The sequence below is a fragment of the Mycobacterium sp. SMC-8 genome (assembly GCF_025263565.1).
In the GTDB taxonomy this organism is placed as follows: Bacteria; Actinomycetota; Actinomycetes; order Mycobacteriales; family Mycobacteriaceae; genus Mycobacterium.
This window is the reverse complement of the sequence record NZ_CP079865.1, coordinates 3,693,661-3,707,181: the sequence shown is the minus strand read 5'-3', so window position 1 is coordinate 3,707,181 and position 13,521 is coordinate 3,693,661. Positions and strand designations below refer to the sequence as shown.

Sequence of the window (13,521 nt, the reverse complement as noted above, 5' to 3'; positions counted from 1 at the left end):
GTCGCCTCGGGACTCACCCTGGAAGGCTATCGAAGGCTCCCGACACAGACCCCTGCGTAGGCTGCACACATGCCTCATCCGTTGATGTTCGGCGAGGACGACATGGGTCTGGCCGAGGTCCGCGACATCGCGCTCGGGTTCCCCGAGGCGTTCGAGAAAGTCTCCTGGGGCCGGCCGGTGTTCTGCGCGCCGAAGATGTTCACCGTCTACGGAGGCAGTGTCAAAGGCGCCGCGAAGGGTGAGTTCACCGAGCATCCGCATTCGGTGCTGGTGAAAGTCGACGACAGTGACCGCAAGGCGCTCGAGCAGGACCGCCGGTTCTTCCTCCCGGCCTACCTCGGTCCGTTCGGTTGGCTGGGGCTGGACCTGACCGCGGCGAAGGTGGACTGGACGGAGGTCGCCGAACTCGTCGACGCATCCTTCCGGATGGCGGCCTCGAAAAAACTCGTCAGGCAGCTCGACCAACGGCGGGCCGACGGGGCCCACGGCATGGTTCGATCGGAGTCACCATGACCTTTCCCAGCCCTTTCCCCGAAGTCGACATCCCGACCGCCAGCGTCTACGACTACCTTTTCGCCGACATCTCCGGACCCGACGACCCTCACCTCGACCGGGTGGCGCTGATCGACGCGAGGTCGGGCAGACACACCACCTACCGCGAGATGATAGCCCGGATCGACTCGTTCGCCGGAGCGCTGGCCCAGCGCGGCATCGGCGTCGGCGATGTGGTCGGGCTGCTCGCCCCCAACAGCTCGGCGTTCGCCGTCGCCTTCCACGGCATCCTGCGTGCCGGTGCCACGGCGACGACGATCAACGCGCTGTTCACCGCCAAGGACATCGCCAAGCAGCTCACCGACTCCGGGGCCGGCATGCTTCTTACGGTGACGGCTCTGCTCCCGCAGGCCAAGGAGGGCGCGGCGGCGGCCGGGCTGTCCGACGAGGATCTGGTGGTGCTCGACGGCGCCGGCCGTGACGGCTCCGGCGAGGGGGCGGGTCATCCCAACGCGGCCGACCTGCTGGCGTCGGGAATGCCTGCGCCGCAGGTGAATTTCGCGCCGTCATCACATCTTGCGGTGCTGCCCTACAGTTCCGGGACGACGGGCAACCCCAAGGGTGTGATGCTGACGCACCGCAACCTGGTCGCCAACGTCGCCCAGATCCGCCCGCTGCACGGCATGGAGCCCGACGACGTCGTGCTGGCCGTGCTGCCGTTCTTCCACATCTACGGGATGACTGTGCTGCTCAACGCCGCGCTGCACGCGCGCGCCAGGCTGGTCATCATGCCGAGTTTCGACCTCGGCGAATTCCTGCGCAACATCGCCGAACACCGCTGCACCATCGCGTTCATCGCACCGCCGGTGGCGGTGGCGCTGGCCAAGCACCCGCTGGTCGACGAGCACGATTTGTCCTCGCTCAACGTCGTGATGTCGGGGGCCGCCCCGCTCGACGCCGATCTCGGCCACGCCGTCGCGAAGCGCCTGGACTGCAAGGTGGTTCAGGGTTACGGCATGAGTGAGCTCAGCCCCGTCAGCCACATCACCCCGTTCGACGGCGGCCTGGTCGACATGCACGACGAGGCGCCGCTGAGTTCGGTGGGCTGGACGGTGCCCAACGCGGCCTCCAAACTCGTCGACCCGGAGACCGGCAAGGAGATCCCGATCCCCGACGAGGGTCTGAGCCAGACCGGCGAGCTGTGGTTCAAAGGCCCCAACGTGATGGCCGGGTACCTCAACAACGACGAGGCCACCCGCACCACCATCGACGACGACGGCTGGCTGCACACCGGTGATCTGGCCCAGATCGACGCCAAGGGACTGGTGTACATCGTCGACCGGCTCAAGGAGCTGATCAAGTACAAGGGCTACCAGGTGCCGCCCGCCGAGCTCGAAGCGGTGCTGCTGACCCATCCCGGCATCGCCGACGCCGCGGTGATCGGCGTGCACGACGACGAAGGCGAGGAGGTGCCGAAGGCGTTCGTGGTCAAGCAGCCCGACGCGACCCTCACCGCAGACGAGGTCATGGAGTTCGTCGCCGGCCAGGTCGCGCCCTATAAGAAAGTCCGTCAGGTCGAGTTCATCGACGCGATCCCGAAATCGGCCTCCGGCAAGATCCTGCGCAAAGACCTGCGCGCCTAGGCGCGGTCTAGCCGCCAGATTTGGTTCCTGCCACGGCTTTTCGCCTCATAGAGGGCGCTGTCGGCGCGGGACACGGTGGCGACCAGGGTGTCGGCCGGGGTGTGGGCGGTGTAGCCGATCGAGCACGTCTGACCGAACGACACACACTGGCGCAACCGGTGCAGGATCTTTTCGGCCTGCTCGGGTGTGGTGTCGGGCAGTGCGACGATGAACTCCTCGCCGCCCCAGCGCGCGAAGATGTCGCCGCTGCGGATCGATGCGCTCGCCGCTGTCGCGAAGTGCTGCAGCAGCGCGTCCCCGACGGTGTGTCCACGGGTGTCGTTGAACGCCTTGAAGTTGTCGAGATCGATGACGGCCACCGTCATCGGTGCACCGTCGGCATCGGCCAGCAGTGCAGCCACCCGGGTGTCCCACGCGCGCCGGTTCAGCACACCGGTCAACGGGTCGGTGGACGCGGAGTGTTTTAGCGCGGCGTGCACCGCGGCGATCGCGGACACGTCACGCACCTCCAGCTGGACGCTCACTTCCCCGGCGTGATCGATCGTCGTCACGTTGAACTCCACCGCGATCTCGGTGCCGTCCATCCGCAGCAGCGTGCCGCGTTGGGAGCGCTCCAGGCGTCCGCCGGCGGTGACCTCGTCCAACAGCCTGCGCGCGGTCGAGCGAAAGCGTTCCGGCACGAACTCCAGGCCGGGAACCGAGGTGATCTGCTCGGCGGACTGCCCGCCCAGCAGCGTGACCGCTTCGCCGTTGACGTAGGACAGGCTGCCGTCGACGTTGGCGACCACGACCGCGGCAGGTGACTGCTCGACCAGTGCCCGCCACCGCTGTTCGGCCTCGGCGTGCGCGGCGCGCGCGGTGGCCAACTCTGTCACGTCGGTCGAGACCCCGCCGGTGCCGATCACCTCGCCACGGTCGTCGAACAACGGGAACTTCGACGAGCGGTAGATGTGCGCCGAACCGTCCTGGTGCACGACCTCCTCGGTGAACACGCGCCACTCCCGGCTTTCCATGATCTGCAGATCGTTGCGGCGGTAGTCGTCGGCGATCTGCGGGTCGAAGAAGTCGTGATCGGTCCCGCCGATCAACGTCCGGCCGGCGCCGGTGACGTGTTCCAGTGCGCGATTGGCCATCACGAATCGGCCGTCGACGTCCTTGGCGAAGACCAGCACGTCGGTGTGTTCCAGCACCGCTTCGATCATCCGCTGCTGGGCGTGCAGCGCGGAGTCCGCGGCCAGGCGCCGCTTGATCTCGGAGGCGTACAGGCGGGCCCGGCTGCGCAGCTCCAGCAGGTTCATCACCTGCCCGGCCAAGGTTTGCAGGTGTGTGCGCTGAACGTCGGACAACGTGCGGGGTGTCCGGTCCATGACACAGAGGGTGCCCACCGCGTGTCCGTCCTCGGTGACCAGCGGCACCCCGGCGTAGAACCGCACGTGCGGCGCCCCCGTGACCATCGGGTGGTCGACGAACCTCGGATCCCGGTGGGTGTCCGGAATTTCGAGCAGGGCCGCATCCGCGATGGTGTGCGCGCAGAGCGAGTGCTCCCGGGCGGTCTCCGTGATGTCCACGCCATGGCGGGATTTCACCCACTGGCGGGCGGCGTCGATGAAGCCGATGAGCGCCATCGGCATCTCGCACACGTGCGCAGCAAGCATCGTCAGACCGTCGAACGACTCTTCAGCGGCGGTGTCGAGGATCTCGAAGGAGTCCAGCGCGAGCAGGCGCGGGATCTCACCGTCGAGACAGTCCCCGGCACCGTGTCGACTCGAGCACTTCCCCGACAACAGCACCATCCCCGTGACGTGCGGCGCTCTACCCGTGACCGATCTCGATCAGCGCCTACCCGAGAGTAGACGAGTCCGTACCAAGGGTCGACCGTTTCAGATCCCCTCGGGGTCGTCGACCAGTCTGTCAACGGCCTGCTGCGACAATTCGATTGCGCTGCGCGCCCAGGTCACTGTCGCACCGGCGAGTCCGCAGGCCGGAGTGATCCCGATCCGGCTGCGCAGCACGTCGCGGGCGAACCCGAGTCGGTCGGTCACCGTGGCCACCGACGCGGCGATCTGTTCTGCCGCCGGTCGGGGGTCGGGGGCCGTGGCGGGCACCGCACCGAGAAGCACCGTGCGGTCGGACTCGACGAACTCGCCGATCCCGTCCAGATCTGCGGCGGTGAGCGTGCCAAGGTCCACAGAAACGGCGCTTATCACACTGCGCTGCAACACCTTCCACGGCACCTCGGCAGCACAGCAGTGCACCGCGGCTTCACCGCCGACCGCCTCTGCGCACTCGTCGAGCAGCGCGGTGACCAAAGACTCGTCCACGGGATGCACCGGGTTCAGACTGGTGACCCCGGTGAGCCGGCCCGCCAGTGCCGCCGGCAGCGACGGTTCGTCGAACTGAACCACGATCGGGCTCTCCAGCCGGCGGGCGAGCTCTGCCCGGTGCGCGGCCACCCCCTCGGCCAGCGACGTCGTCAGGTCCCGGACGGCGCCTCGGTCGGTGATCGCGCGGTGTCCCCCGCCGAGCTCCAGCTGCGCCGCCAGCGTCACCGGTCCCGGCGCCTGCACCTTGACCACCCGGCCCGTACCGCGCAGCCCGGCCTTCTCCCAGGCCTCTTCGAGAGCGTCCATGTCCTCGTCGAGTAGACCGGCGGCGCGGCGGGTCGCCGAACTACGGCCCTGGGCGATGCGGTAACCGCGAGGCACGATGTCGAGGCCGATGTCGACGAGCAGCGCACCCGCCCGGCCGATCATGTCTGCCCCGACACCCCGCCCGGGAAGCTCCACCAGGTGCGGAAGGCGGTGCAGTTCACCGACGACCACCTCCGCGGCGTCCCTGGCCGACGTGCCCGGCCAGGATCCGATACCGGTCGCGGTCGCGAAAACACTCACTCGTACGACGATATTGGACCCACTATGGTCAGTACATGACGGGCCGTGTATCGGTGCCACTGTGGTGCGCCGTGGCGATCCTGGCCGCTGGATGCGCACAGCAGGTGACCGGGTCGCCGACCCGCGCCGCCCCCGGCGTGGACGAGGGCTCCCGCTCGCCGGTGGACGTGGACGCCATCCTGCTCGATCGCCCTCAGATGCAGGCGGTGACCGGCGCCGGCGAACATCTGACCGCGATTCCGGGAACCGACAGCAAGGCGCCGGTCGACATCGATTTCATGATCGGAACCGTTCCGCCGCAATGTGATTGGATTTACGCCGAGACCCGGGTGTTCGGACCCGAGGTCGAGGAGTTCCACAAACTGACCTACCAGAATCCCCCGCGGGGCGCGCTGATCTCACAGGGCGCGGCCGGCTACCGGGATGCCGGCACCGCGCAACGGGCCTTCGATTCGGTCGTCGCCCAGATCGACGGCTGCGCCGCGACGAGCCCCGGCCGCGCATTGGTCGGCGCGGTGACGACCACCGCCGACTCGGTGCACACCAGACCCGGCGACTGCGGGCGCGACTACCGGGTGAAGTCGGCGGTGCTCGTCGAAGTCACCTTCTGCGGGTTCCCGGAGTCGGTGCCCGAGCTGGTGATGACCAACATCCTGGTCGACGTTCCGGGGTGAACGGTCAGCGGGCGGTGCGGATGGTCGCGCTGCCGAGCACCTCGTCGCCGTCCGGGTCGGGCCGGTACAGCACCAGGGTCTGCCCCGGCGCCACGCCACGCAGCGGGCTGCGCAGATTCACCTCAAGCACACCGTCGCCGAGTTCGGCGACCGCCCCGACCACCCCGCCGTGCGCGCGGACCTGCACGGCGCACTCGACCGGCCCGGCGGGTGCGGCACCCGAGGTGAACACCGGCGCATCGCCGACGAGCCGGGTGACCTCCAGGTCGTCGAGGTCACCGACCTGCACGGTGCCGGTGGTCGCGTCGATCCCCGTCACATAGCGCGGACGGCCGTCAGGGCCGGGGCCGGGGATGCCGAGGCCCTTGCGCTGACCGATGGTGAACCCGTGCACGCCGTCGTGCTCGGCGAGCACGGCGCCGGCGGCGTCGACCACCGCACCGCGGCGCACGCCGATGCGGGCTCCGAGGAACGCCTTGGTGTCGCCGGACGGGATGAAGCAGATGTCGTGGCTGTCGGCCTTGTCGGCGACCGCCAGGCCTCGCCGTGCCGCCTCCTCGCGGATCGCGGACTTCGGGGTGTCCCCGATCGGGAACACCGCGTGGCGCAACTGCTCGGCGGTCAGCACCGCCAGCACGTAGGACTGGTCTTTGTCGTGGTCGACCGCGCGCCGCAACCGGCCGTCGGCCAACCGCGCGTAGTGCCCGGTGGCCAGCGCGTCGAATCCCAGCGCCAGCGCGCGGGCGGCCAGCGCCGAGAACTTGATCCGCTCATTGCAGCGCACACACGGATTCGGCGTCTCGCCGCGCGCGTAGGACTCGACGAAGTCGTCGATCACGTCCTCTTTGAAGCGGTCGGCGAAATCCCACACGTAGAACGGGATACCGAGCACATCGGCGACCCGGCGCGCATCGCCGGCATCCTCCTTGGAACAACAACCGCGGGATCCGGTGCGGAGCGTGCCTGGCGCCGTCGACAGCGCCAGATGCACCCCGACCACGTCGTGTCCGGCATCGACCATTCTGGCGGCGGCCACCGAGGAGTCCACGCCACCGCTCATCGCGACGAGCACCCGCATGGCTACTGCCGCCCCGAACTGGCCAGCGCGGCCGCTCGTGCACGTTCCACGGCGGCGGGCAGCACGTCGAGCACGGCGTCGACGTCGGCGTCGGTGCTGGTGTGCCCGAGCGACAGCCGCAGCGAGCCGCGGGCACTGGCCGGATCGGCGCCCATCGCGGTCAGCACATGGGACGGCTGCGCCACCCCGGCTGTGCACGCCGACCCCGTTGAGCATTCGATTCCCTTGGCGTCCAGCAACATCAGCAGCGAATCGCCCTCGCAGCCGCGGAACGTGAAGTGTGCGTTGCCCGGTAACCGCCCCGGCCCCGTTGCACCGTTGACGTCGACGTCGTCGATGGTGTCGAGCACGCCGTCGATCAGCCTGTCGCGCAGCGCGCGGATCCGCTCGGCCGCGGTGTCCATTCCGTCGACGGCGACACGCGCGGCTGCGGCCATACCCATCACGCCGGCGACATCCTGTGTCCCCGAACGGACGTCACGCTCCTGACCTCCGCCGTGCAGCTGCGGAACGCACGCGGTCTCGCGGCGCAGCAGCAGTGCGCCCACACCGGTGGGGCCGCCAAACTTGTGCGCGGTGACGCTCATCGCCGACAGGCCGCTGGCGGCGAAGTCCACCGGCAGCTGACCGACCACCTGGATCGCATCGCTATGCATCGGTATGCTGAATTCACTTGCGACAGAGGCGATTTCAGAGACAGGCATGATGGTGCCGACCTCGTTGTTGGCCCACATCACCGAGATCAGCGCGACATCGGAGGGATCGCCGACCGCCGAACGCACGTCGGACGGATCGACGGCGCCGTACCGGTCGACCGGCAACCAGGTGACCTCGGCGTCCTCGTGCTCGACCAGCCACTCCACCGCGTCCAGCACCGCATGGTGCTCGACCGGGGTGGTGACGATCCGGCGCCGTTGCGGCGACGAACGGCGCCGCGCCCAGTAGATGCCCTTGATTGCGAGGTTGTCACTCTCGGTGCCACCGGCGGTGAAGATCACTTCCGACGGGCGCGCGCCCAGCAGCTGGGCCAGGGTCTCGCGGGACTCCTCCAGCCTGCGCCGGGCCATGCGCCCCGAGCCGTGCAGCGAGGCGGCGTTGCCCACCGTCGCCATGGCAACCGTCATGGCCTCGATGGCGGCGGGGCGCATCGGGGTGGTGGCGGCGTGGTCGAGGTAGACCGGCGAAGACATAACCGTTCAAGGATAGCCGTCGCAGAATGGGCGGCCGCCATCGCGCTCAGGCCACCATGCAGTGACCCTCGGCGCAGTCGGAGATCGCCCGGCGGTCGAGTCCCGCCCCGCCGGGGGCGGCGAATCCGTCCCCGCCGCGGACGGCGGCCTCACAGCGGGCCGCCAGGTCACGGCGGTCGACGCCCGGCAGTTGCAGCGAGTCGACGTGGATGTGGCAGACGGTGCGGCGTGCGGTGATCACCCGCCTGATAGAGGTCAGCAACGTGTCGTCCCCCACGAAGGCCGGCACGGTGGACGCCCGGCCGTCCTTGTGCCGGTAACTGAGCCGCAGTGGCTGCACCGGGCGTCCCGCGTCGATCGCGGCCTGGAACATCGCCGGGCGGAACCGGCCGTAGCTCAGCCCGCACCAGGTGGTGCCTTCCGGAAACGCGACCACCGTGTCCCCTGCCCTGAGCCGATTGGCGACTGCGGCCACCACCGCCGGCAGCCGGCGCAACCGGGCCCGGTCGATCGGGATCACCTTCATGAGCCGGACGATCGGACCGAGCGCGGGCCAGTCGACGAGGTCGGCGCGGGCGACGAAGGAACCGGGCAGCACCGTCGCGATGGCGAAGACGTCCAGCCACGACACGTGCCCGCTGACCACCAGCACGCCCCGCAGGTTGCGTATCGGCCCTCCTGACACGGACATCCGCACACCGAGACTGCGGAGCATCAGCCGGCAGTACCCGCGCTGCAGATGCGACCGGCCGGGCAGCGGCAGTGCCAGCAGCCACACTCCGGCGAACAGCGTGGCTGCTGCGCAGACGCGCACCGTGGTGCGCACGGCGACCACCCAGCGCCGGCCGGGGCCGTCGGCTCCAGTGTGCACACACCGCGCGCCGCAGGTCGCGCGCTGCAGCCACGCGTGTTCGCGGGTCAGGTTCATGACCGCGTCCCGTCGGCGACCGCGGCCGAAGCCATCCCGACCGAGCGGAGCCGGCGCAGGTACCGCGTGTCGGCGTCCTGCTTGCCGAGCAGCGCGGGGAAGTCGCCGACGCCGAAATCCGGGTCGTGGGCGGGTTCGCCGCACACCTGGGCGCCCAATCTCAGATATCCGCGCATCAGGGCCGGCACCGACAACCGGGCGGGTGGGTCGATCTCGTCGAGGGTGCGACCGTCGACCATCACGGGCCGGTACGGGTACACGGTGTGTTCGGCGGGCGCGGCGTGCCGGCGGTTGACGAAGTCGCGCACGCCGCGCAGGTGGCTGCCGGCCGGGCTGCGACCGGCGGGATCCGCGACGGGCACCGAGACGCATCCGGCCACGTAGTCGTAGCCACTGCGGTCCAGGTAGGCGAGGATGCCCGCCCACATCAGCAGCACCACGGCGCCGTTGCGGTGTCCCTCACGCACCACAGCGCGGCCCATTTCGACCAGCGAGGGCCGGAGCGGGTCGAGTGCGGTGACGTCGAACTCGGTCGCCGTGTACAGCCCGCCTGCGGCGATCGCACCGGGCGGCGGCAGCATCCGGTAGCAGCCGACCAGTTCGCCGGTGGCGTCGTCGCGGACGAGCAGATGATCGCAGTATTCGTCGAACCGGTCGGCGTCCAGACCGCCGGAATTGCCGTCGCCGGCGAGCGCGAAGCCGGGCTCGGTGCTGAACACGTCGTAGCGCAACCGCTGCGCGGCCTCGATGGAGTCGCCGTCGGTGCACAACAGCAGGCTGTAGCGGGGCGTGGACGGGGCGGATCCGCGCTGCGCGTGATCGATGTCGTCGGGGGCGATGAGTACAGAAGCAGTGCTCATGGCGCCACGCTCGTGCAGCCGCCTCTCGTCAGGGCGTCCAGCGCGTGTCGTGTCCGTGAGCGCCAGGTGACGTCTTGGCCCGTTCAGCCCGCCGTCGGCCGGGCGTCGAACCGAACGGTGCCCAGCACGGCGCCGTCGCCGGTGACCAAGCTCGTGTCGTCGACGGGAGTGCCGAAGTACGTGGACCGCGGATCGACGACGACCGTCTTGTCGGCACCCCGCCCGGCCAATACCGTGCGCGCCAGGTCGGCGAACGAGATCTTCTCCGGCCCGCCGACGTTCACGACCCCGTTGACGGGCGCGGCGACGGCGACGCGGACCACCTCGAGGGCGACGTCATCGGCGGCGATCGGCTGGATCCGGGCATCCGGCACCCGCACCTCGTCGCCGTCCTGCATCGAGCCGACGATCGCGTCGGCGAACTCCTGAAACTGGGTGGCGCGCACGATGCTGAAGGGCAGACCGGATGTGGCGATCGTCTCCTCCTGCACGACTTTTGCGCGCATATAGCCACTCGCGGGCAGTCCGTCGGCGCCGACGATCGACAGCGCGACGTAGTGCCGGACACCCGAATCCCGGGCGGCGTTGACCAGGTTCGCCGAGGACCGGGTGAAGAAATCCATCACCGGGTCGTCGTCGAACGACGGGGAATTGGTGACGTCGACGAGGACGTCGGCGCCGGTGAGGGCCTCGGTGAGGCCCTCGCCGGTGAGCACGTCGGCCCCCGACGAACGCGATGCCGCCACGACGTCGTGACCGTCGCGCTGCAGCAGGTCGACCACCTTCGAGCCGATGAGGCCGGTGGCCCCGACAACTGAAATCCTCATGGGTCAATACTGACCCTCGGCTACCTGTGAGGGAACCCGCGGTGTCCAACCCACCAGACACAAAATCGCACGTCCGCGAGGCGAAACGTGCGATTTTGTGTCTGCTCGCGCAGCGGAACTCAGCCCTTGCGGGCCTTCACCGCGTCGGTCAGCTGCGGCGTCACCTTGAACAGGTCACCGACGATGCCGAGGTCGGCGATCTCGAAGATCGGCGCTTCCTCGTCTTTGTTGACCGCGATGATGGTCTTCGAGGTCTGCATGCCGGCGCGGTGCTGGATCGCCCCGGAGATGCCCAAGGCGATGTACAGCTGCGGCGACACGGTCTTACCGGTCTGGCCGACCTGGAACTGGCCAGGGTAGTAACCCGAGTCGACCGCGGCACGCGAGGCGCCCACCGCGCCACCGAGCGAGTCCGCGAGATCCTCGACGATGCCGAAGTTCTCGGCACTGCCGACGCCACGGCCGCCCGACACCACGACGGTGGCCTCGGTGAGCTCCGGACGGTCGCCGGCCACCGCAGGCTCTCGCGAGGTGATCTTGGTGGCGTTCTCGGCCGGGGCGGGCACGTCGACGTTGACGACCTCTCCTGCACCGTCGGCAGGCTGGGCCTCGACGGAACCGGGGCGCACGGTGATGATCGGGGTGTCCCCGACGGCCTCGGCCTCGACGGTGAAGGCACCACCGAAGATCGAGTGGATGCCCTTGCCGCCCTCCTTGACCTCGACGACGTCGCTCAGGATGCCCGAGCCGATGCGGGCCGCGAGCCGACCTGCGATCTCCTTGCCGTCAGCACTGGACGCCAGCAGCACCGCCGCCGGCGTGGCGGACTCGGCCAGCGCGGCCAGCACGTCCACGTACGGGGTGATCAGGTAGTTCTCGGCGTCGTCGGACTCGGCGACGTAGATCTTCGCCGCACCGGCCGACTTCAGGCCGTCGATCAGGCCCTCGGCGGTGCCCGGCTTGCCGACCACGACGGCGGCGGGTTCACCGAGCGCGCGGGCGGCGGTGATCAGTTCGGAGGTGACCTTTTTCAGCGCACCTTCAGCGTGCTCGGTGAGCACAAGTACTTCAGCCATGGGTTCGTTTGCCTCTATGTCTGTCTGTCGATGGGAAGGTTCTAGATGATTTTCTGGGCAACCAGGTACTCGGCGATCTTGGTGCCGCCGTCGCCCTCGTCGGTGACCTTCTCGCCCGCGGTCTTGGGCGGCTTCGGCGTCGAGGACAGCACCTTCGACCCGGCGTTGGCCACGCCTACCTCGTCACTCTCGACGCCGATGTCGGCCAATGTCAGCTTGGTGACTTCCTTCTTCTTCGCGGCCATGATGCCCTTGAAGGACGGGAAGCGGGGTTCGTTGATCTTCTCGTTCACGCTGACCACGGCCGGCAGCGAGGCCTCGAGGGTGAAGACACCGTCGTCGGTCTCACGCTCGGCGGTGACCTTGCCGTTCTCGACGGTCAGCTTGCGCACGTGGGTCAGCTGCGGCAGGCCGAGGTACTCGGCGATGATCGCCGGTACGGCGCCGCCGGTGCCGTCGGTGGCCTCGTTGCCCGCGAGCACCAGCTCGGTGCCCTCGATGGTGCCCAGCGCGCGAGCCAGCGCCCAGCCCGTCTGGACCATGTCGGAGCCGTGCATGCCCTCGTCGACCAGGTGCACGGCCTTGTCGGCGCCCATCGACAACGCCTTGCGGATCGCCTCGGTGGCCCGCTCGGGACCGGCCGTCAGGACCGTGACCGTGCTGTCGCCGCCCTCGCGCTCCTTGATCAGGAGTGCCTCTTCGACGGCGCGCTCGTTGATCTCGTCGAGCACAGCGTCGGCGGCCTCCCGGTCCAGGGTGTAGTCACCGTCGGACAACTTGCGCTCAGACCATGTGTCTGGGACCTGTTTGATCAGGACCACGATGTTCGTCATGACTCTGGTTCGTCCTCCTCGAAAGGGGCCGGTGGTCGACCCGCCATACCACGATTGCCGCAGGCACCACGATGTTACCAGCGGGTAACTTTGGGTGCTTCGCACGAACACCATAGCTGGTCGATGTTTGCGTTCAGTCAGGGCGGCGATCAGATGGTGCTCACGAAGAGTTCGCCATCGGTCGGTTACGGGTTAGCCTGCCTTGCAATGAGCGCATCTGTTACCAGCGGTCCGGTCGGCGAGCCGGTCCCCATGGCATTGACCGGCGAGCGGACCGTCCCCGGGGTTGCCGAGGAGAACTACTGGTTCCGCCGCCACGAGGTGGTGTACCGCCGGCTGGTCGAGCGGTGCCGTGACCGTGACGTGCTGGAGGCCGGCTGCGGCGAGGGATACGGCGCGGACCTGATCGCCGACGTCGCCCGTTCGGTGATCGGCCTGGACTACGACGAGTCGGCGGTGGCGCACGTGCGGGCGCGCTATCCCCGCGTCGACATGCGCCACGGCAACCTCGCCGAGTTGCCGTTGCCGACGGCCTCGGTCGACGTGGTGGTGAACTTCCAGGTGATCGAACACCTTTGGGATCAGGGCCAGTTCGCGGCCGAGTGCGCCAGGGTCCTGCGCCCCGGCGGGGTGCTGCTCATGTCCACGCCCAACCGCATCACGTTCTCCCCCGGTCGGGACACCCCGGTCAATCCCTTCCACACCCGCGAACTCAACGCCGCCGAGCTCACCGAGCTTCTGGAAGGAGCCGGTTTCACGATGGAGGCGATGCTCGGGGTCTTCCACGGGCGCCGCCTCGCCGAGATCGACGCCCGGCACGGCGGTTCGGTCATCGACGCACAGATCGAGCGGGCGCTGGCCGACGCGCCGTGGACTGCAGAACTGCTCGCGGACATCGAATCGGTCACGATCGACGACTTCGACCTGGTGCAGGCGACGGCCGGCGAAACCGGGCGACACATCGACGACAGCCTCGACTTGGTGGCTATAGCGGTGCGGCCGTGAGCGGAGCGAACAAAGCACCGGAGA

Annotated in this window: 13 protein-coding genes; 4 read left to right on the top strand and 9 right to left on the bottom strand. The window is 68.9% G+C overall.

Annotated features, from left to right (window positions below; all coding sequences use genetic code 11):
* Positions 1-69: 69 nt before the first annotated feature.
* Together KXD97_RS17900 and KXD97_RS17895 are read left to right on the top strand one after the other, a co-directional pair.
* Positions 70-513, top strand: coding sequence for an MmcQ/YjbR family DNA-binding protein (locus KXD97_RS17900; protein ID WP_260751378.1), 444 nt, complete (start codon positions 70-72; stop codon positions 511-513).
* A complete protein-coding gene (locus KXD97_RS17895; RefSeq protein ID WP_260751377.1) occupies positions 510-2,135 on the top strand; it encodes a 4-coumarate--CoA ligase family protein in 1,626 nt (541 codons plus the stop codon). The genes KXD97_RS17900 and KXD97_RS17895 overlap by 4 nt, the downstream gene beginning before the upstream one ends.
* Here KXD97_RS17895 and KXD97_RS17890 read toward each other — a convergent pair.
* Together KXD97_RS17890 and KXD97_RS17885 are read right to left on the bottom strand one after the other, a co-directional pair.
* On the bottom strand, positions 2,132-3,928 hold the full coding sequence (locus KXD97_RS17890) for a diguanylate cyclase domain-containing protein (RefSeq protein ID WP_260751376.1): 1,797 nt from the start codon (positions 3,926-3,928) through the stop codon (positions 2,132-2,134). The two genes, KXD97_RS17895 and KXD97_RS17890, sit on opposite strands and share 4 nt — an antisense overlap.
* A gap of 87 nt (positions 3,929-4,015) precedes the next feature.
* Positions 4,016-5,026, bottom strand: coding sequence for a methionine synthase (locus KXD97_RS17885; RefSeq protein ID WP_260751375.1), 1,011 nt, complete (start codon positions 5,024-5,026; stop codon positions 4,016-4,018).
* 35 nt (positions 5,027-5,061) lie between these two features.
* Between KXD97_RS17885 and KXD97_RS17880 the strand changes: the two genes are divergently transcribed.
* Positions 5,062-5,700, top strand: a complete 639-nt coding sequence (locus KXD97_RS17880; protein ID WP_260751374.1) for a sensor domain-containing protein — start codon at positions 5,062-5,064, stop codon at positions 5,698-5,700.
* 4 nt (positions 5,701-5,704) lie between these two features.
* Here KXD97_RS17880 and mnmA read toward each other — a convergent pair whose 3' ends face one another.
* From mnmA to KXD97_RS17845, 7 genes are all read right to left on the bottom strand, one after another.
* On the bottom strand, positions 5,705-6,778 hold the full coding sequence (gene mnmA / locus KXD97_RS17875; protein WP_260751373.1) for a tRNA 2-thiouridine(34) synthase MnmA: 1,074 nt from the start codon (positions 6,776-6,778) through the stop codon (positions 5,705-5,707).
* A 2-nt stretch (positions 6,779-6,780) separates the two neighbouring features.
* Positions 6,781-7,968 carry a cysteine desulfurase family protein gene (locus tag KXD97_RS17870; protein ID WP_260751372.1) on the bottom strand — a complete coding sequence of 396 codons (1,188 nt, stop codon included), beginning with the start codon at positions 7,966-7,968 and terminating at the stop codon, positions 6,781-6,783.
* A 46-nt stretch (positions 7,969-8,014) separates the two neighbouring features.
* The gene (locus KXD97_RS17865) at positions 8,015-8,896 is read right to left on the bottom strand and encodes a 1-acyl-sn-glycerol-3-phosphate acyltransferase (RefSeq protein ID WP_260751371.1); all 882 of its coding nucleotides are present in this window, start codon (positions 8,894-8,896) and stop codon (positions 8,015-8,017) included.
* Complete coding sequence (locus KXD97_RS17860; RefSeq protein WP_260751370.1) at positions 8,893-9,756, bottom strand: GNAT family N-acetyltransferase; 864 nt, start codon at positions 9,754-9,756, stop codon at positions 8,893-8,895. Before KXD97_RS17860 ends, KXD97_RS17865 begins: the two co-directional genes overlap by 4 nt.
* An 83-nt stretch (positions 9,757-9,839) precedes the next feature.
* Positions 9,840-10,583: an SDR family oxidoreductase gene (locus KXD97_RS17855; RefSeq protein ID WP_260751369.1), complete on the bottom strand. Its 744-nt coding sequence runs from the start codon at positions 10,581-10,583 to the stop codon at positions 9,840-9,842.
* A 119-nt stretch (positions 10,584-10,702) separates the two neighbouring features.
* Positions 10,703-11,659 carry an electron transfer flavoprotein subunit alpha/FixB family protein gene (locus tag KXD97_RS17850; RefSeq protein ID WP_260751368.1) on the bottom strand — a complete coding sequence of 319 codons (957 nt, stop codon included), beginning with the start codon at positions 11,657-11,659 and terminating at the stop codon, positions 10,703-10,705.
* A 41-nt stretch (positions 11,660-11,700) separates the two neighbouring features.
* The gene (locus tag KXD97_RS17845) at positions 11,701-12,492 is read right to left on the bottom strand and encodes an electron transfer flavoprotein subunit beta/FixA family protein (RefSeq protein WP_260751367.1); all 792 of its coding nucleotides are present in this window, start codon (positions 12,490-12,492) and stop codon (positions 11,701-11,703) included.
* A 207-nt stretch (positions 12,493-12,699) separates the two neighbouring features.
* Here KXD97_RS17845 and KXD97_RS17840 point away from each other — a divergent pair, with 207 nt between their 5' ends.
* On the top strand, positions 12,700-13,497 hold the full coding sequence (locus KXD97_RS17840; RefSeq protein ID WP_260751366.1) for a bifunctional 2-polyprenyl-6-hydroxyphenol methylase/3-demethylubiquinol 3-O-methyltransferase UbiG: 798 nt from the start codon (positions 12,700-12,702) through the stop codon (positions 13,495-13,497).
* The last annotated feature ends 24 nt before the right edge of the window (positions 13,498-13,521 follow it).

Coding starts and splice junctions, on each gene's coding strand:
- KXD97_RS17880 (WP_260751374.1), top strand. CDS start 5,062: ATGACGGGCCGTGTATCGGTGCCACTGTGGTGCGCCGTGGCGATCCTG.
- KXD97_RS17890 (WP_260751376.1), bottom strand. CDS start 3,928: ATGGTGCTGTTGTCGGGGAAGTGCTCGAGTCGACACGGTGCCGGGGAC.
- KXD97_RS17870 (WP_260751372.1), bottom strand. CDS start 7,968: ATGTCTTCGCCGGTCTACCTCGACCACGCCGCCACCACCCCGATGCGC.
- KXD97_RS17855 (WP_260751369.1), bottom strand. CDS start 10,583: ATGAGGATTTCAGTTGTCGGGGCCACCGGCCTCATCGGCTCGAAGGTG.
- KXD97_RS17840 (WP_260751366.1), top strand. CDS start 12,700: ATGAGCGCATCTGTTACCAGCGGTCCGGTCGGCGAGCCGGTCCCCATG.
- KXD97_RS17850 (WP_260751368.1), bottom strand. CDS start 11,659: ATGGCTGAAGTACTTGTGCTCACCGAGCACGCTGAAGGTGCGCTGAAA.
- KXD97_RS17895 (WP_260751377.1), top strand. CDS start 510: ATGACCTTTCCCAGCCCTTTCCCCGAAGTCGACATCCCGACCGCCAGC.
- mnmA (WP_260751373.1), bottom strand. CDS start 6,778: ATGCGGGTGCTCGTCGCGATGAGCGGTGGCGTGGACTCCTCGGTGGCC.
- KXD97_RS17900 (WP_260751378.1), top strand. CDS start 70: ATGCCTCATCCGTTGATGTTCGGCGAGGACGACATGGGTCTGGCCGAG.
- KXD97_RS17845 (WP_260751367.1), bottom strand. CDS start 12,492: ATGACGAACATCGTGGTCCTGATCAAACAGGTCCCAGACACATGGTCT.
- KXD97_RS17865 (WP_260751371.1), bottom strand. CDS start 8,896: ATGAACCTGACCCGCGAACACGCGTGGCTGCAGCGCGCGACCTGCGGC.
- KXD97_RS17860 (WP_260751370.1), bottom strand. CDS start 9,756: ATGAGCACTGCTTCTGTACTCATCGCCCCCGACGACATCGATCACGCG.